General features: G+C 68.3%; 14 protein-coding genes. 8 read left to right on the plus strand and 6 right to left on the minus strand.

The window, feature by feature from the left end:
* Positions 1-4: 4 nt before the first annotated feature.
* The gene (locus D187_RS15985; protein ID WP_002632609.1) at positions 5-1,489 is read right to left on the minus strand and encodes a penicillin-binding transpeptidase domain-containing protein; all 1,485 of its coding nucleotides are present in this window, start codon (positions 1,487-1,489) and stop codon (positions 5-7) included.
* A 139-nt stretch (positions 1,490-1,628) separates the two neighbouring features.
* Here D187_RS15985 and D187_RS15990 point away from each other — a divergent pair, with 139 nt between their 5' ends.
* From D187_RS15990 to D187_RS16000, 3 genes are all read left to right on the plus strand, one after another.
* Positions 1,629-2,420 carry an ABC transporter permease gene (locus tag D187_RS15990; protein WP_002632608.1) on the plus strand — a complete coding sequence of 264 codons (792 nt, stop codon included), beginning with the start codon at positions 1,629-1,631 and terminating at the stop codon, positions 2,418-2,420.
* A complete protein-coding gene (locus tag D187_RS15995) occupies positions 2,417-3,328 on the plus strand; it encodes an ABC transporter ATP-binding protein (protein ID WP_002632607.1) in 912 nt (303 codons plus the stop codon). Before D187_RS15990 ends, D187_RS15995 begins: the two co-directional genes overlap by 4 nt.
* 343 nt (positions 3,329-3,671) lie before the next feature.
* Positions 3,672-5,009 (plus strand): DsbA family protein, encoded by a 1,338-nt coding sequence (locus tag D187_RS16000; RefSeq protein WP_020918068.1) that lies wholly within the window; start codon positions 3,672-3,674, stop codon positions 5,007-5,009.
* 97 nt (positions 5,010-5,106) lie between these two features.
* Here the strand turns inward: D187_RS16000 and D187_RS16005 are convergent, their stop codons facing one another.
* Together D187_RS16005 and D187_RS16010 are read right to left on the minus strand one after the other, a co-directional pair.
* Positions 5,107-5,493, minus strand: coding sequence for a RidA family protein (locus D187_RS16005; protein WP_002632605.1), 387 nt, complete (start codon positions 5,491-5,493; stop codon positions 5,107-5,109).
* Between the two features lie 126 nt (positions 5,494-5,619).
* A complete protein-coding gene (locus D187_RS16010) occupies positions 5,620-7,842 on the minus strand; it encodes a RelA/SpoT family protein (protein WP_002632604.1) in 2,223 nt (740 codons plus the stop codon).
* A gap of 119 nt (positions 7,843-7,961) precedes the next feature.
* On the opposite strand from D187_RS16010, the gene D187_RS16015 reads away from it, so the two are divergent.
* On the plus strand, positions 7,962-8,951 hold the full coding sequence (locus D187_RS16015; protein ID WP_043430023.1) for an FHA domain-containing protein: 990 nt from the start codon (positions 7,962-7,964) through the stop codon (positions 8,949-8,951).
* Between the two features lie 25 nt (positions 8,952-8,976).
* Here the strand turns inward: D187_RS16015 and D187_RS16020 are convergent, their stop codons facing one another.
* Positions 8,977-10,794 carry a serine/threonine-protein kinase gene (locus D187_RS16020; RefSeq protein WP_002629268.1) on the minus strand — a complete coding sequence of 606 codons (1,818 nt, stop codon included), beginning with the start codon at positions 10,792-10,794 and terminating at the stop codon, positions 8,977-8,979.
* Positions 10,795-10,932: 138 nt separating this feature from the next.
* Here D187_RS16020 and D187_RS16025 point away from each other — a divergent pair, with 138 nt between their 5' ends.
* The gene (locus tag D187_RS16025; RefSeq protein WP_043430024.1) at positions 10,933-11,688 is read left to right on the plus strand and encodes an FHA domain-containing protein; all 756 of its coding nucleotides are present in this window, start codon (positions 10,933-10,935) and stop codon (positions 11,686-11,688) included.
* Positions 11,689-11,750: 62 nt separating this feature from the next.
* On the opposite strand, the gene D187_RS16030 is transcribed toward D187_RS16025, so the two are convergent.
* Entirely contained in the window at positions 11,751-12,113 is a 363-nt protein-coding gene (locus D187_RS16030; protein WP_002629270.1) for a TraR/DksA family transcriptional regulator, read from the minus strand.
* Positions 12,114-12,244: 131 nt separating this feature from the next.
* On the opposite strand from D187_RS16030, the gene D187_RS16035 reads away from it, so the two are divergent.
* The 3 genes from D187_RS16035 (at position 12,245) to D187_RS16045 (ending at position 15,979) form a co-directional block, all read left to right on the plus strand.
* The gene (locus tag D187_RS16035; protein ID WP_002629271.1) at positions 12,245-13,126 is read left to right on the plus strand and encodes a DNA integrity scanning protein DisA nucleotide-binding domain protein; all 882 of its coding nucleotides are present in this window, start codon (positions 12,245-12,247) and stop codon (positions 13,124-13,126) included.
* 164 nt (positions 13,127-13,290) lie between these two features.
* On the plus strand, positions 13,291-15,051 hold the full coding sequence (locus D187_RS16040) for a serine/threonine protein kinase (protein ID WP_002629272.1): 1,761 nt from the start codon (positions 13,291-13,293) through the stop codon (positions 15,049-15,051).
* A gap of 16 nt (positions 15,052-15,067) precedes the next feature.
* Entirely contained in the window at positions 15,068-15,979 is a 912-nt protein-coding gene (locus D187_RS16045) for a DUF2381 family protein (protein ID WP_043430026.1), read from the plus strand.
* On the opposite strand, the gene D187_RS53910 is transcribed toward D187_RS16045, so the two are convergent.
* A complete protein-coding gene (locus D187_RS53910) occupies positions 15,957-16,589 on the minus strand; it encodes a head protein (RefSeq protein ID WP_211241530.1) in 633 nt (210 codons plus the stop codon). The two genes, D187_RS16045 and D187_RS53910, sit on opposite strands and share 23 nt — an antisense overlap.
* Positions 16,590-16,624: the final 35 nt, after the last annotated feature.

Raw genomic sequence — 16,624 nt, forward strand, 5'->3', positions numbered from 1 at the left:
CGCCTCACGGCTGGGACATGGCCGACGCGGCGGGCGTCTCCTCCTGTGTCGCGGGAGGCGTCGCGGCGGGCGTCGTGGCCACCGCGGGGGCGGGCGTGTCGCCCTCCTGGGCCTCGTCTTCCTCGGAGTCCTCCTCCACGGGCACGTCGGGCGCGTCATCCTTCTGGGGCGCGAGGGCGCCCGGAGGCAGGCGGGCCATGCCCAGGCGCAACCCCTCGCGGCCGAGCCACGCGGCGCGGATGCGCCAGAGCGGCTCGTTGACGATGACCGCCGCCACGGCGAGCTTGGGGTTGTCCTTGGGGGCGAAGCCCACGAACCACGAGTAGTCCCGGAAGGGCTTGTTGTCCGCCAGCGTCCCCGTCTTGCCCACCGCGCCCGGCACGCGCATGCCCCGCTCGCGGAAGACGCGGCGCGCGGTGCCCTGGGTGACCGTCGCCTCCAGCATCGTCGTCAGGCCCCGTGCCACCTCGGGCGAGAGCACCTGCTCCCCGGGGGTGGAGGGCGCGTCCGCGCCGGGCTCGAAGAGGACGGGGTCCTTCCACACGCCGCCGTTGGCCGCCACGGCCGCCAGCAGCGCGCCATGCAGCGGTGAGAGGTACACGTCGCCGAAGCCCGCGCCCGTCTGCGCGAAGCGGAACCCGTCCTCCTCCGGCACGGCCGCGAGCGACACGTCCGTGGGCACGGGGAAGGGAATGTCCCGGTTGAAGTGGAAGCGCGCCGCGGCGTGCCGCAACGACTCGGGCGACAGGTGGCGCTGGGTGAGCTTGGCGAAGATGACGTTGGCGCTCTTGCCCATGGCGGCGGCGAGCGAATGGCACTTGCCGTCGCTCGCGCTGTCCTCCAGGAGCTTCGCGGAGATGCGCCGCTTGCCACCGTGGAAGCACGTCTCCGCCTCGGGCGTCAGGCCCGCCTCGAGCAGCGCGGCGCCGGTGACGATCTTGAAGATGCTGGCCGCGGGAAACACCGCGCGCGTGGCCAGGCCGCGCAGGTCCGGCCGCGACTGCGAGTGCTCGGCCATGGCGAGCACCCGGCCCGTGGAGGGCTCGAGCACCACCACCGCGCCAAAGGGCACCTGGTACAGCTCGAGCGTGCGCTTGAGTTGCTCCTGGAGCACGGGATCGATGGTCAGCGGCACGGCCCCGTTGGGGCCCGGCACCACCAGCCGGCCCTTGGCGTCCTTCTTCGCCCGGGCGAGCACGTCCTGCTTCGCGGGAAGCGGGCGCAGGTGGGCGATGGGAGGATCCGCCTCGCGCGAGGGCACCGGCCGGGGGGGCACCAGGCCCAGCATCACCCCGGCATCACTCCCCTCCCCCGCCTCGGCCAGACCGCCGTCCGGGGTTCCGGCATCGCCCGCGCCGACCTCCGCGAGCGCGGCGGCCTCGGCCTCCGGCTCGGAGCTACCAGGCAGGGCACCGCTTTCGTCCGCGCCAATGAGCAGGAAGAACAGGGGCAGCAGCAGCGTGGCGGGGGCGACTCGGGAGAGCGTCATGCGGGGGCGTCTCGCGGGGCGAGGTGGGGGAGCGGACATGCTACCCGCCCCATTCCCGGCGTCCATTCCCTTCCCGGTGCTTCCCTGGGGGGCGAGAATCCTGGCGAGCGCTTCCCGGGACCGCTAGGGTCGGGCGGCCTTGAACGGACTGAAAGAAACCGCGGTCATCTGGAGCGCCGAGTGCCAGCGCACCCTGCGCAGCACGCGCGTGCTGGCGCTGCTCGGGCTCTACAGCCTCTTCTCCCTGCTGGTCTTCGTGGTGGCGGCGTTCCTGCGCTCGTTCGTCCAGCAGATGACGCAGTCGGGGATGATGACCGTGCCGAGCGAGGGCATCCCCCTGGCGGTCGTGGTGGTCTTCTTCTTCAGCCTCTTCTTCCTGCCGCTCTACGTGGCGTTGATGGGGTTCGATCAGGTGAGCGGCGAGGTGGGCCCGCGCTCCATCCGCTACCTCACGGTGCGCGCGCGCCGCTCGTCGGTGCTCTGGGGCAAGCTGCTGGCGCAGGCCACGGTGCTGCTGAGTCTCGTGTTCGCGCTCGACCTGGGGCTGTGCGTGTACGCCTGGGTCAGCACGCCGGGCTTCGGCCTGGCGGACTTCGGCGAGAACCTCTTGCGCTTCTGGCTGGCCTCCGCGGTCTTCTCCTTCGCCTTCCTGTCGCTCACCTCGCTCTGCTCCTGTGTCACGACGAGCCCCCCCGTGAGCCTCATCCTCAACCTCGCCGTCCTCATGTTCTCGGCGGTGCTGTGGATGACGGCCCTGGCCGACGAGGGCAATCCCATGCGCTACCTGCGCTTCCTCTCGCCGTTGAAGTACTCGTTGGATCTGCTGGATCCGGCGTTGCGCACGGCGGCGGTCAGCGTGGCGGCCTATGCCGTCTTCACGCTGCTGTTTCTCGGTTCCGCCCTCACGGCGCTGCGCACGAGGGACCTGTGAGCGAGCCCGCCATCGAACTCGTGGACGTGTCGCGGCGCTTCGGCCCCAAGCTCGCGGTGGAGCGGGTGAGCCTGCGCATCGAGAGCGGCCAGGTGTACGGCCTCATCGGACCCAACGGCGCCGGCAAGACGACCACCTTCTCCATGATGTGCGGCTACCTGCGGCCCACCCAGGGCCAGGTGCGGGTGATGGGTGTCATCCCCAGCGCCGAGGGCGCTCTCAAGGGCAAGCTCGGCGTGCTGCCGCAGGACGCGGTGCTGCCCGGGGGATGGAAGGTGGGGCCGCTGCTCATGTACTGGGCCCGGCTGAGCGGCCTGGAGGCGCCCGAGCGCGAGGCGCGTGAGTCCCTGGAGAAGGTCGGCCTGATGGAGGCATGGGGCGTGGAGACGAGCGCCTTGTCCCACGGCATGGGCAAGCGCGTGGCCCTGGCCCAGGCGCTCATGGGACGTCCGCCGCTCGTGCTGCTCGACGAGCCCACCGCCGGAATGGACCCGCGCATCGCCCATCAGGTGCGGCAGGTCATCCTCGACATGCGCGGCCAGCGCACGGTGGTGGTCTCCAGCCACAACCTCCAGGAGTTGGAGCAGTTGTGTGACGCGGCGGCCATCCTCGATCGGGGCCGGCTGGTGCAGGCCGGCTCGATCGCCGACCTGACGAGCCAGGGAGCCGAGTTCCGCGTCCAGGTGGCCCGGGGCACCGTCCTCCTGCCCGAGGTGGAGGCGCTCCCCGGCGTCACCGCCGCGCGCCTGGAGGGCGAGCGGGTGCTGCACGTGCGCTTCGATGGCCAGGCGCATCAACCGGAGGAGGTCATCAGCCGCGTCGTGGGCCACCTGCTCCAGAGCGGCGTGCTCATCCTGGGCGTGTCGCGGGGCCAGCGGCTCGAGGAGCGCGTCCTCCAGCTCACCTGAGTCCCGGGCGGGAAAGAATCCCCCGGAAAATCCCGGTTGAAACTCCAGGGCGGTTCCAGTCACTCACCGGGAGATGCCGCCCCACCCCTCACCCACCCGCCGTGTGCACGTCTGGCCGCAGGGCCTCGGTGTAGGCCCCTCGGCGGGGGGGCACCGGGGGAATTTCCCACGAAAACCTTTGTGTTTCCGGGGACCTGAAGGCGTCATCAACCCGGGCCGGAAGGGCCCGCCTCGCCTTGCGTGCCCGCAACGGGCTCTGTTATCACCCCGCGCCCTGCTGATGGACCGCATGTGCCCGGGACCGCAGTTGGACCGACGACGTACCTAGGAGCAGAACAGACTTATGAAACCCAATGTGATCGTTGCCCTCCTCGTGGGCCTGTTGCTGGGCTTCGTGGGCGGCCGGGCCTTCACCGGCTCCTCGAAGGATTCCGCGGGAAGCAACAAGCCCACGGTGGCCGCCAACGCGGCCGCGCCCAGTGGCAAGCCCGCCGATGCCACCATCTTCAAGGTGCCCATCGACGACTCGCCCACCAAGGGCGGCGCGGACGCGCTCGTCACGCTCGTCGAGTTCTCCGACTACCAGTGCCCGTTCTGCTCGCGCGCCAACGCCACGGTGGAGCAGCTGCAGAAGGACTACGGCAGCAAGCTGCGCGTGGTGATGAAGCAGAACCCGCTGTCCTTCCACCCGCGCGCCAAGCCGGCCGCCGTGGCCGCGCTCGCCGCCGGTGAGCAGGGCAAGTACTGGGAGTACCACGAGAAGCTCTTCGCCAACGCCAAGGCGCTCGAGGACAAGGACCTGGAGGGCTACGCCGAGGACGTGGGCCTGGACCTCAACCGCTGGAAGGCGGACCTGAGCAACCCCAAGTTCTCCGCCATCATCGACCGCGACCAGGCCCTGGCCGGCAAGCTCGGCGCCAATGGCACCCCGGCCTTCTTCATCAACGGCCGCTTCCTCTCGGGCGCCCAGCCGATCGGCAACTTCAAGACCATCATCGACGAGGAGCTGGGCAAGGCCGAGGCCCTGGTGCGCTCGGGCACCCCGGCGAACAAGGTGTATGCCGCCATCCTCGAGAAGGGCGTGGAGTCGGCGCCGCGCAACAACCCCTCGCAGCCCGAGGCTCCCGCGCAGGCCTACCGCAAGGTGGACGTGCCCGATGACGCCCCGTCCTTCGGCCCCAAGGACGCCAAGGTGACGATCGTCGAGTGGTCGGACTTCGAGTGCCCCTTCTGCGGCCGCGTGGGCCCCACGCTCAAGCAGATCAAGGAGACGTACTCCAAGGACGTGCGCGTGGTGTTCCGTCACCAGCCGCTGCCCTTCCACCCCAACGCCAAGCCGGCCGCCGAGGCCGCCATGGCCGCGCACGAGCAGGGCAAGTTCTGGGAGTACCACGACAAGCTCTTCGCCAATCAGCGCGCGCTGGATCGCGCCTCGCTCGAGAAGTACGCCCAGGAAGTGGGGCTCGACGTGAACAAGTTCAAGGCCGCGCTCGACTCGGGCAAGTTCACCGCCCAGGTCACCGCCGACATGGCCGAGGCGGGCCGCGTGGGCGTCACCGGCACCCCGAGCTTCTTCATCAACGGCCGCTCGCTCGTGGGCGCCCAGCCCATCGATGCCTTCAAGCGCGTCATCGACGAGGAGCTGAAGAAGAAGGGCACGGTCGCCGCGGACCAGAAGTAGTCCGCTTCCGTGCGCTGAAGTCAGAAGGCCGCTGGCCCCCCTGCTTTCTCGGGGGCCGGCGGCCTTCGTGCTTGCGGGGAGCGCCGGAGGGGAGGCTTCAGGACACGGCGATGGCGTCGATCTCCACCTTGGAGCCGCGGGGCAGCGCGGACACCTGCACGGTGACGCGGGCCGGAGGCGCGCCGGGGAAGGAGCGGCCATACACCTCGTTCACCCGGGCGAAGTCCCCCAGGTCGGTGAGGAAGATGGTGCAGCGCACCACGTGGGAGAAGTCCAGACCGGCGGCCTGGAGCACCGCGCCCAGGTTCTTCATCACCTGCTCGGCCTGCGCGACCACGTCGCCCGGCACCAGCTCCATCGTCTTCGGGTCCAGGGGAATCTGTCCGGACAGGAAGGTCATCTTCCCGGCGTCCACCTGCACCGCCTGGGAGTAGGGGCCAATCGCCTTGGGCGCGTTGTCGGAGTGCACCGTCTTGCGAGCCATGTCGTCACCTCGGGAGCGAGAGGCGGCCAGGAGTGGCCGCGCGCGTCCGGGGCGGGCTCTACCACCCGCCCGCCGGCCGGCCAATCCCCTGGATGGCGCGGCGACGGGGCGGATGCGGAGAAGACGTCAGATGCGCTCGACGGAGTAGACGCCCGGCAGGCGCTCGATGGTGCGCATGAGGTCGGTGAGCTGCTTGAGGTCGGTGATGGTGACCTCGAAGGTGTTCACCGCGCGCTCATCCCCGGTGGCACGGCAGTTGGCCTGGGAGATGTTGACGCCCTTCTTGGAGAAGGTGTTGGAGATGTCCGCCAGCATGCCCGTGCGCTCGGTGGTGAGCACTCGCAGGGTGACCGGACGCTTGAAGTCGCCGCGTACATCCCAGGACACGTCGACGCGCCGCTCGGGATCCGTGGCCAGGGCCTTGTCGCAGCCCACCGTGTGCACCGTGACGCCCCGGCCCCGGGTGATGAACCCCGCGATGGGGTCTCCCGGAACCGGGTTGCAACAGCGCCCGAAGCGCACCAGCACGTCGTCCACGCCGCCAATCTGCACGCCGCTGCTGTTCTGCTTGCCCACCAGCTTCTTGGCGAAGTCGGTGACCCGGTTGGACAGGCCCAGCATGCCGCCGCTGGAGGCGTGGCTCGAGGAGGACTCCGCGGGGGGAGAGCTCTTGCCGTCCGCCGTGGAGGCGGCCAGCTTCTCCGGCGGCACCACGCGCGAGAGCACCTGGTTGGGCACCACCTTGCCGTAGCCGATGGCCACCAGCAGATCATCCTCCACGCGGAAGCCCAGCTCCTCGCACACCTTCTTGAGCTCGCCGTTCTTGAGCAGGCGGTTGAAGTTGAGCTGGAAGCGCTTGAGCTCACGCTCGAGCAGCTCGCGGCCCAGCTGCAGGCTCTTGTCGCGCTGCTGCTGCTTGATGAAGGCGCGGATGCGCTGCTGGGCACGGCTCGTCTTGACGAAGGTGAGCCAGTCCTTGGACGGGTGCGCCTGGGGGCTGGTGAGCACCTCCACCGTGTCCCCGTTCTTGAGCTTGTAGCGCAGGGGGACGATCTTCCCGTTCACCTTGGAGCCCACGCACCGGCCGCCCACGTCCGAGTGGATGGCGTAGGCGAAGTCCACGGGCGTGGCGCCGCGCGGCAGGCTCTTCACGTCTCCGCGCGGCGTGAAGACGAAGACCTCGTCGGTGAAGAGGTCCACCTTCACCGTCTCGAGGAACTCCTTCGGGTCCTTGAGATCCTGCTGCCACTCCATGAGCTGGCGCAGCCAGGCGAACTTCTCGTCGTCCTTGCTGACGGAGAGCGCCTTGCCCTCCTTGTACGCCCAGTGCGCCGCGATGCCTTCCTCGGCCACCTTGTGCATGTCCGGGGTGCGGATCTGCACCTCGATGCGCTCGCCCAGCGGCCCCACGACCGTCGTGTGCAGCGACTGGTACATGTTGGGCTTGGGGATGGCGATGAAGTCCTTGAAGCGCCCCGGCACGGGCTTCCACAGCTGGTGCACCAGGCCCAGCGCCTCGTAGCAGGCGGGCATGGAGTTGGTGATGATGCGGAAGGCGATGACGTCGTGGATCTGCTCGAACTCGATCCCCTGCGACTTCATCTTCTTGTAGATGCTGTAGACGTGCTTGAAGCGGCCACTCACCTCGCCCTTGAGCCCGCGCTCGGTGAGCTTGGTGGTGATGAGCGTGCTCACGTCGTCGATGTACTTCTCGCGCTCCTTCTTGCGCCGGCCGATCTTGTCCTGGAGCGCCAGGTACTCCTGGGGCTTGAGGTAGCGGAAGGACAGGTCCTCCAGCTCCGTCTTCACCCAGCTGATGCCCAGGCGGTTGGCCAGCGGGGCGTAGATGTCCAGGGTCTCCTGGGCGATCCTCCGCTGCTTCTCCTCGGACATGTGGTCCAGGGTCCGCATGTTGTGGGTGCGGTCGGCCAGCTTCACCAGGATGACGCGGATGTCCTGCGCCATCGCGATGATCATCTTGCGGAAGTTCTCCGCCTGCTTCTCCTCCTGGGAGAGCGTGGCGGAGGCGGAGAACTTGGACAGCTTCGTCACACCGTCGACGAGCTGGGCGACCTCGGGGCCGAACAGCTCGGTGAGCTCCTCGGCGGTGGCGAGCGTGTCCTCGATGGTGTCGTGGAGCAGTCCGGTGACGATGGAGGCCTCGTCGAGTTTCAGCTCGGCGAGCAGCCCGGCGACCTCCAGAGGATGTATCAGGTAGGGCTCACCTGATTTGCGCAACTGACCCTGGTGCACCTTGGCCGAATAGACGTAAGCCTTCTTGATGATGTCCAGGTCGGGGTCCGGGTGATAGGAGGCCACCCGTTGGAGAATGTCGTTCAGGCGAATCATCGAGGCGTCAGCAATGCTAACTGCCGCACCCAGGAGGGGCAACGTCGGGCTCTCGGGATTCGCCCGACGCTCGCTTTCGTTGACCCGGCGTTGCACCCACTTCTAGAGTCGATCCGATCATGTCACAGCTGCTGCTGTCCGTTCTCGCCGTGGTCTGCCCCAACTGTGACGGCCACAACCCCCCTCGGACCGAGGTGTGCGCCAGCTGTGGCGCCCCGCTCGCGGCCCCGGCGTCGAAGTCCCCCGCCCGCCCCACGGGCAGGCCGGGTTCCGACTCCCCCCCGGGTCTGCGGCCCTCCATCCGCACGCCGCCCCCCCATGCCGGGGCCGGAGGTGTCCCCGTCGCCGCCCGGCCCCCGCCCGGCGCCCTTCCCCGGGCGCCCGTGAGCGCGCCGGCCCGTCCCGCCGTGGGAGGCGCCCCGGCCGCCCGGCCCGTCAGCGCCGCCCGGCCCGTGCCCACCGCCTCGCGCTTCGGACTCACGGTCGTCGCCGGCTCGTCCCGGGGCCAGCGCTTCAAGCTGCCCATCACGGGTTGTACGGTGGGTCGCACTCGGGGTGCCATCCTCTTCGCGGATGACGTCTTCGTCTCCGCCCAGCACGCCACCTTCCTCATCAAGGACAACGTGCTGCACGTGCGCGACGAGGCCAGTGCCTCGGGCCTCTACGTCACCATCCCCGGCACCGAGACGCTCACCCCCTACGCCTTCTTCAGCGTGGGCCAGCGGCTCTTCCGCTTCATCGGCAAGCTCGACGCGCCGCCCCCCGTCGCCGGACGGCCCATCGTCTATGGCGCCCCGGTGCCTCCCGGGCAAGGCGTCTATGGGGTGGAAGAGGTGCTCGTCGGCGGCCGGGGAGGCCGCACGGTCGTCACCTCCGCCCCGCTGCTCACCATCGGCCAGGCCAACTGCGACTTCTGCTACGCCCAGGAGGAAGGGCTCGCCGGACGGCACTGCGAGCTGAGCTTCACCCCCTCCGGCGCCCAGCTGCGCGACTTGTCCGGCGGCCTCGGCACCTACGTGCGCATCCCCTCCGGCGTGGACCGGCCCCTGCGCTCGGGAGACCGGGTGCGCATGGGCCAGCACGTCGTCCAGGTGGATTTGATGACCTGACGCGCCGCTCGCGGGCGCCGGGACGCTACGGGGTCGCGGGCTCGGCGAGGCCCGGATCCTTGAGCAGCAACGTGGCGCGCGCCTTGGAGTCCGGCGCGTCGCGCAGGTGCCTGCGCCACCACCCCCGCGCCTCGTCGGTGATACCCCGCGCCCAGTACACCTCGCCGAGCATCAACGACAGCTCCGGCGTCGGATCCAACCCGAAGGCGTTGCGGTACTCGGTGGCCGCCAGATCCAGGTTGCCGTTCTTGTAGGCCTCGTACCCCGCCTGCTTGCGCCGCAGCGCCTCGCGCTCGTCGCGCCGGCGGGGCGGGATGACCTGCTCGTACAGCGGCACACCGGGCTTGGGCTCGTAGGCCCCGGTGTCCTGCCCCGGAATGGGCGCGTTGGTCGGCAGTTTGAAGGGCTTGGCGCGCGCCTGCTCGCTCCAGCTCGTGTACAGCCAGTAGCCCACCAGGGCGAGCGTGCCCAGCGCCAGGGTGAGCACGAACGCCTTGATCACCCCGAAGCCACCTCCCGGCTCGGACTCGGGCTCGGGCGACGGCAGGGTGAGGAGGATCGCCTCGGTCTTGTCGTTGAGCGGGGCGTTGAAGACCGGGGGAGGAGTGCGCTCGGGCACGCGCATCACGGAGACGGACGCGGTGGAGGAGCGATCGCGCTCGGGCCGGGGCGCGGGGGCGATCTGCGTGCGCTCGGGCGGCGCCCGGGGCACGGGAGCGGTCGCCTGCGTGCGCTCGAGCGGGGCCTTCACGGTGGGCTCGGGCGAACCGTTCCAGTTCGTGTCGGTGATCTCCGTGCTCAGGGTATTGGGCGGGGGCGTGCCCCGGCGCGGCAGCGGCGCGAGCCCCTGCGCCGGGCGCCGGCCCGTGGAGCCCGAGGGCGCGTGGCGGCGCTCACGCTCCTGGGCCACCGCGAGCAGCTCCGCCCGGAAGGCCTCCGCGTCCTGGGGCCGGTCGTCCGGGCTCTTGGAGAGCGCCCGCATGATGAGCCGCTCCATGCCCGGCGACACGCGCACCTCCGGACGGCGGCGCGAGGGAGGAACCGGCTCCTCGGTGAGGTGCTTGGTGGCGAAGCCCACCGCGGTGTCGGACTCGAAGGGCAGCCGCCCGGTGACGAGCTGGTAGAGGATGACGCCCACCGCGTACAGGTCCGAGCGGTGATCCAACGAGCCGCCCCTGGCCTGCTCGGGCGACATGTACTCGGGGGTGCCGCACACGAAGCCGGTGCGCGTGAGCGCCGGTCCGTCGTCGTTGCCGCCGTCCTGGATCTTCGCGATGCCGAAGTCGAGCACCTTGACGCAGTCCGGCTCGTTGCGGCGCTGCTCCACCATGATGTTCTCGGGCTTCAAGTCCCGGTGGATGACGCCGGCGCCGTGCGCGTCGTTGAGGGCGGAGAGCACCTGGCTGACGATGCGCGCGATGCGCGGCTCGCTCAGCGGCCCCTCCTTGCTGAGCACGGTGTGCAGATCCTGCCCCGGCACGAACTCCATCGCGATGAAGAGCGCCCCGTCCTCGGCCTGGCCGAAGTCGAGGATGCTGATGGAGTTGGGGTGGTTGAGGCGGCTGGCGGCCTTGGCCTCGCGCTTGAAGCGCGCCACGGTGCGCTCGTCGTTGAGCAGCGAGCGGCGCAGCACCTTGAGCACCACCAGCTTGTCCAGCGCCTCCTGACGGGCACGGTACACCTTGCCCATGCCCCCCTCGCCAATGAGGGCCTCGACCTTGTACTTCCGGGCGAGCGTGCGGCCGATGTACTCGTCCTGATCTCCACGCGCGAGCGTGGCGCCGCAGGAAGGACAGTAGTTGGAGGCGTCACCGGTCTCGGTGCCGCAGCTGGGGCAAGGCAAGGAGGACTTCCCGGATGCAGGAGGATCGGGTGTTGTCCCCCGAACTTCCCATGAGCGTCGGGTGTCCCGCAAGATGGAGGACCCCTGATCTCGTTCCGAGCAACCCCCCGCGCGGCTTGATATGTACACCCGCCCGCCATGCCACACTGTCCCCGCTGCGACGCCGAGAATCCCGATTCCGCCACCACCTGCCATGCCTGTAGCGCGCCCCTGCGCTCGGGAACCATGGTGATGGCCGCCACCAAGCCCGTGCTCCGTCCCCAGGTCTCCCTGCGGGTGGTGCGGGCCGACGGGGGCCCGGAATCCGTGGTGAAGATGACCCGGGACACCCTCACCTGTGGCCCCCAGGGGGATCTGCCGCTCGTGGACGATCCCTTCATCATGCCCGTGCAGGCGCGCTTCTTCTTCTCCGGAGGCCGGCTCGCCATGGAGGACGTGGGAGGAGCCAACGGCGTGTTCGCCCGCCTGCGCCAGGAGCGGGAGCTGCCCGTGGGCGGCGAGCTGCGGCTGGGCCGGCAGCGCCTGGTGCTCGAGCCCATTCCGGCGGCGGCCGTGGGGCCCGGCGGCGCCCACATCTGGGGCTCGGCGGATCCCGGCTACCGGCTGCGGTTGGTGCAGATCCTCGAGGGGGGCATCCGCGGGGCGGCCTTCCCGCTCAAGGAAGGGGACAACCACCTGGGACGCGAGCACGGGGAGATCACCTTCCCCACGGACGGCTTCGTCTCCGGACGCCACGCGCTCCTGCACGTGAAGCAGGACCGGCTGCGCGTCAAGGACGTGGGCTCGTCCAACGGCACCTTCCTGCGGCTGACCGGACCCGTCTTCGTGGAGAACGGGGACCACTTCCTCATCGGCCGACAGCTGCTCCGGGTGGAGATCCAACTGGCGGCGTGACACCCGGAGCAGGGGGATTCCGGCGGGCCCAGCCAGAAAGGGCCCCCCGCTCCGTCACGGCATCAGCCGTAGGACTTCTCTTTCTTCTCCTGCTCCTCCTTGCAGCGGATGCACAGCGTCGTCACCGGCCGCGCCTCCAACCGCTTGGGGGAGATCTCCTCGTCGCACCGCTCGCAGACGCCGAAGGTGCCATCCTCGATACGACCGAGTGCCCGGTCGATCTTCTGCAGCAAGAACTTTTCCCGATCACGCAACCGGAACACCATCGATTGCGTGTACTCGGAAGAGGCCTGATCGATCTCATCGGGGAGATCGTCGGTGTCGAAGCTGGCCTCCTCCACCAGCGTCTTCTTGGCGCTCTCCAGCAGGCTCGTCTTGCTGTCCTCGAGCATCTTCTTGTAACGCTTGAGATCTTTCTGGTTCACAGCCTTAGGCTCCCGTGCGGCGGGGACATGGGCCCAACATCCCCGAAAAAAAGGCCGGAAAGCTTTATTCAGACGCGGACTGGTGTCAAGGAGGCCCCGTCCTCCCCCAACAAGCGGCGCGGTTGCATCTTATGAGCGAAACCTCGAAATTCGACCGGGAGTTCCTGCGAGCCGCCCTCTCGCTCGCTGGGAAGGGTGACGTCGACCACTTCCTCTACATCAGCGACGTGCTCATCGCGCCCGAGGATCTGCGGCGGCAGCTGGCCAAGCGCAAGCTCGTCTACGCCGTCACCACCCCGCGACTCGCCCAGGAGCTGCTCGCCAACAAGCAGCGCGCGCTCGTCATCCCCGCCTACGACTACTCGCGCACCGAGCGGGTGAAGGTGGCGCTCGTGTCCGCGCTGTCCCAGGGAGCGTTCTCCGAGGGCAACCTGGTGCTGTGCATGACGGGCAAGCTCGGCCGCCCCCCGGACACGCTGATGCAGATGCGCATCGGCGGCTCGCTGGACGATCGGCTGGCCATCGAGGGAGTGAAGCTCGGGGACGAATTCAACTCCCAGGTGGTGGACGCCCTCATCCAGCTCGCGCTGCAGATCGGCCAGGAGGGCTTCGAGGGCCACCCCATCGGCACCATCATCACCATCGGCGACCACACGAGCGTGATGGAGAAGAGCCGGCAGATGACGATCAACCCCTTCCAGGGCATCTCCGAGGCCGAGCGCAACGTGCTGGATCCGAAGATCCGCGAGGCCATCAAGAACTTCTCGGTGCTCGACGGCGCGTTCGTCATCCGCGAGGACGGCGTGGTGCTGGCCGCGGGCCGCTACCTGTCGGCGTCGGACGAGGCGGTGAAGATTCCCCTCGGCCTGGGCGCGCGGCACGCCGCGGCGGCGAGCATCACCTCGACGACGAAGAGCATCGCGCTGGTGGTGAGCCAGACCTCCGGCGCGGTGCGGCTCTTCAAGAACGGCAACATCGTGCTGGAGCTGCACCAGACCGCGCGCCGCACCTGAGAGCCCCGGTCCGCAGTCCACATGGCGGGACCCTCGCACGAGGGCTCCGCCGCCCCCGGCACGAGAAGTACTCCCTGGCGTCGTCCGCTCCGCGCCCTACCTCATACCTCCCAACGCTTCCCTCACCTCCCTGGTAGCCTGCCCGCTACTCAGAGGAGAGTGGGATGAGAATCGCGAGGGATGATGTGCCGGACGAGCCGCTCGGGTTGGACCTGTTGCCCGGGGCGGAGGTGGCCGGCTTCATCATCGAGGAGCGGCTGGCGGCCGGCAGCTTCGGTGCGCTGTACCGGGCCCGAAGGGGCGGCAAGCGCTTCGCCATCAAGCTGGTGCCCCGGGACGCGCGGGGCGAGCGCGAGGTGGACGCGCTGCGGCGGGTACAGGAGCTGCCCGTGGTGGGCTTCCTCGGCTATGGCCTGTGGCCCGAGGAGAAGCCGCGCTTCATCGTCCTGGCCCTGGAGTTGGTGGAGGGCGTCGCGTTGGACACCTGGGCGCGGGAGTTCAACCCGAGCACGTCCGAGCTGCTCACCCAGGTGATGCTGCCGCTGGTGTCCACGCTCGGCCTGCTGCATGCCGCGGGCGTGGTGCACCGGGACGTGAAGGAAGCCAACATCGTGATGCGCCAGAAGGACGGCCATCCGGTGCTGGTGGACTTCGGCGCGGCGGGGTTCGAGGGCGCGCAGCGGCTCACCCTGCGGCTGCCGCCGGGCACCCCCGAGTACCGCAGCCCCGAGGTGGTGCGCTTCGCCCGCGAGTGGGAGGGAGAGCCACCGCCGGGGCGGCCGGGGGACGACTTGTGGGCGCTGGGCGTCACCCTCTACGCGCTGCTCACGCGCACCCTGCCCTTCGGCGATCGCCACGGCTCCCTGGCACAAGCCATCCTCGAGGACGCACCCGAGCCTCCCCACGTGCGCAATCCGCGCGTGCCCGCGACGGTGGGCGAGCTGTGCCTGCGCCTGCTGGCGAAGGAGCCCGCGGAGCGCCCCGCCGATGCGTCCGCGCTCGAGCTCGACTTGAAGACCGCCCTCGCCGGAGCCGATGCCGCGTGGGACGAGCCCCTATTCGACGGAGGCCGCAAGCCGCTGCCTCCAGCGGAGCCCTGTCTTCCCCTCATGCCGGAGCCCGAGTCCCCCCTGGCGCCCGAGCCGCGGCGGTGGCCCGTGGCCCTCGCGTTGAGCGCGCTGGCGGCCCTGTTCCTCGCTCCCGCGACCCCACTTCAAGAGTCCACCGTGCTGTTCCCAACATCCCTGGTTGTTTCTCGCCATGAAATGGCGAAGGTCGACATGACGGGAGAAGTTGTGTCCAGCGCGGGACTTCAGAAGTCACCACCCCCCGCGCTCGTCGCCCACGCGACGAACCCTGCGGAAATACCCATGCGTCCCTCTCCGAAGAACCGTCGTCTGATGGCCACCGCCGCGGCCACTGCCGCCATCTGCACGGCTCCCGCGTGCGTGAGCACGCCGAAGCCTGCCCCTCCGCTGCCCGCCGAACCCTGCCCCGCTGGCAGCGAGAAGACCCGTGAGCGCCTGGGCCTCGGTCCGACCGAGGATGTCAAGGTGTGGTTGATGACCTACTTGAGAGGGAAAGACTTCACTTCATTCATTTCCGTGAAGTCCGGTCCGGTCGTCGCCGAACCCAAAATCCTTCCCCTCCCAATCAGCAACGTGCCCTGGAATACGCAGGAGTTGATCCCCAAGCGCACGATCTTCAAGGGGCAAATCTATACCCGGGAGAACCGTGTCTATGGTCGATTCACCGAGGTCACTCTCCCGGGCGAAAAACCCATGCCGATTTGCATGGAGATGGACGATGGCGGCCTGGATGAACCCGGTGTGGAGATATACGGAGGGACGCGCGGCAACCCCAAGATCTCTCCCTCCGCGCTGCTCAGGACCATGCCTGAATTCCGTCCGATTCCCAGCCGGTGATGGGAGAGCCTGACCCGTGCTCGCGACCGCCCTGCCGCTCATGCTGACCCTCTCCTTGACACAGAACCCCGCCCCTCCTGGGCACATGGACTGTGAAGAGATTCAGCGTATCGAACGAACGAGAACAGCCCTTGCTCCCCACGAGATCTGCGTCAGCCCTGGACACATGACAGGAGTTGTCTTCGATGTACCCGTCTCGGTGGAGCTGCAAGAAGAGTTCCGCTTCGAAGAGGTCTCTCGCGGTCGCACGAGCATCCATGTCATGCCCCCCAAGGACATGGCTCCTGGCGAACGGCTTCGCTTGTCGGCTCGCTACGTGGATGGAAACCACCAGGAGGACGCCCTCACGCTGTTCCTGGTGGCGTCTCCTGACCAGTCCACCCGACAAGTCGAGGTGTTCCGCGATACGCGAACTCGCGAATCCTTCGAACGCGAATTGGAGCAGGAACGTGTGGAGAGGCAACGCAGCCAGCAAGAGCTGGCCCGATTGCGGCTCGAACTCGAGCAACTTCGTCAGAAGTACGCGGATCCCCGCCAGTTGCATTGGCTGATCTACAGCCACTCCATGACTCGAGAGGGCGTCCGTGCCCGGACTTTCAAGAAGTCACTGATTGGACAAGAGGGCAACGAACTCCGCGTCGACAGGGGGGTCAGCTATCGCTCCAAGTACCGTATAGCCATTGAACTCTGGCTGGTGAACTCGGGTTCGATCCCCTGGACCAAGATTGGTATAGAAGCACGGCTCCTCCCCCACGGGGATTGGCCGATTGTCTATTCCTGGCAGCAAGCGATGCCCGAGGTGAACGTGGCGTTCATGATGATCATCGAGATGGAAGCTCCATCCGCCTGGACATCTTTAGAATGCGATCTGCTCCTACGGGATGCCTCGGGGAAGAAACTCAGCATCAGGGGAATCGAGATTCCCTAGTCCGACCCCACCATCGAGAAGGGGGCCTCCTCGTCACCGAGCGAGGAGGTCCTCTTCGTTTCAAACCACCCGGCAACCGAGCGCGTGTTGCTGGGCCGCCGCTTCTATTTAGCCTCTTGGCGATAGACAAGGGGAAGATGGCGCGGTGATTGATGTTTCGATAGTACACCGCCAGATAGTGCTCGCCCCCGATCTGAATGACGGTCTGCGCTGACGGCTCGGACTGACCTGCAAACCAAGCGTCTGCCTCCTCACGGGTGTTGAATGTGGCCACTACCGGAGGGAGGCCGTCTTTCGTCATCTCCTCAAGATAAAACTCAAGGGTTGGATGCGGGAGGAAGGTGCGCCAATCGTTCTCGCGACGATACGCCACCACATGATATTCGCCCGAGATCAGGACATAAGCCATGGCCGGCGGCTTGGGATTGCTGGCCAGCCAGGAATCCGCATCCTCCCGCGTCTTGAAAGCGGCAACCACCGGGGGCGGCGACTCGAACTCGAGGCTCTCCCGATAGTCCATGAATTCATATGACAGGCCATTCGCCCAGATGAATCTAAGCGCGTCGGCTGCGGCACGAAGCAACAAGTGAGGAACCCGCGCAGGGCTCATGATACTGCCAACAGACCGATACGAGCACCCCCAGG

Source organism: Cystobacter fuscus DSM 2262 (genome assembly GCF_000335475.2).
In the GTDB taxonomy this organism is placed as follows: domain Bacteria; phylum Myxococcota; class Myxococcia; order Myxococcales; family Myxococcaceae; genus Cystobacter; species Cystobacter fuscus.

Coding starts and splice junctions, on each gene's coding strand:
- D187_RS15985 (WP_002632609.1), bottom strand. CDS start 1,489: ATGACGCTCTCCCGAGTCGCCCCCGCCACGCTGCTGCTGCCCCTGTTC.
- D187_RS16000 (WP_020918068.1), top strand. CDS start 3,672: ATGAAACCCAATGTGATCGTTGCCCTCCTCGTGGGCCTGTTGCTGGGC.
- D187_RS16005 (WP_002632605.1), bottom strand. CDS start 5,493: ATGGCTCGCAAGACGGTGCACTCCGACAACGCGCCCAAGGCGATTGGC.
- D187_RS16010 (WP_002632604.1), bottom strand. CDS start 7,842: ATGATTCGCCTGAACGACATTCTCCAACGGGTGGCCTCCTATCACCCG.
- D187_RS16015 (WP_043430023.1), top strand. CDS start 7,962: ATGTCACAGCTGCTGCTGTCCGTTCTCGCCGTGGTCTGCCCCAACTGT.
- D187_RS16025 (WP_043430024.1), top strand. CDS start 10,933: ATGCCACACTGTCCCCGCTGCGACGCCGAGAATCCCGATTCCGCCACC.
- D187_RS16035 (WP_002629271.1), top strand. CDS start 12,245: ATGAGCGAAACCTCGAAATTCGACCGGGAGTTCCTGCGAGCCGCCCTC.
- D187_RS16040 (WP_002629272.1), top strand. CDS start 13,291: ATGAGAATCGCGAGGGATGATGTGCCGGACGAGCCGCTCGGGTTGGAC.
- D187_RS53910 (WP_211241530.1), bottom strand. CDS start 16,589: ATGAGCCCTGCGCGGGTTCCTCACTTGTTGCTTCGTGCCGCAGCCGAC.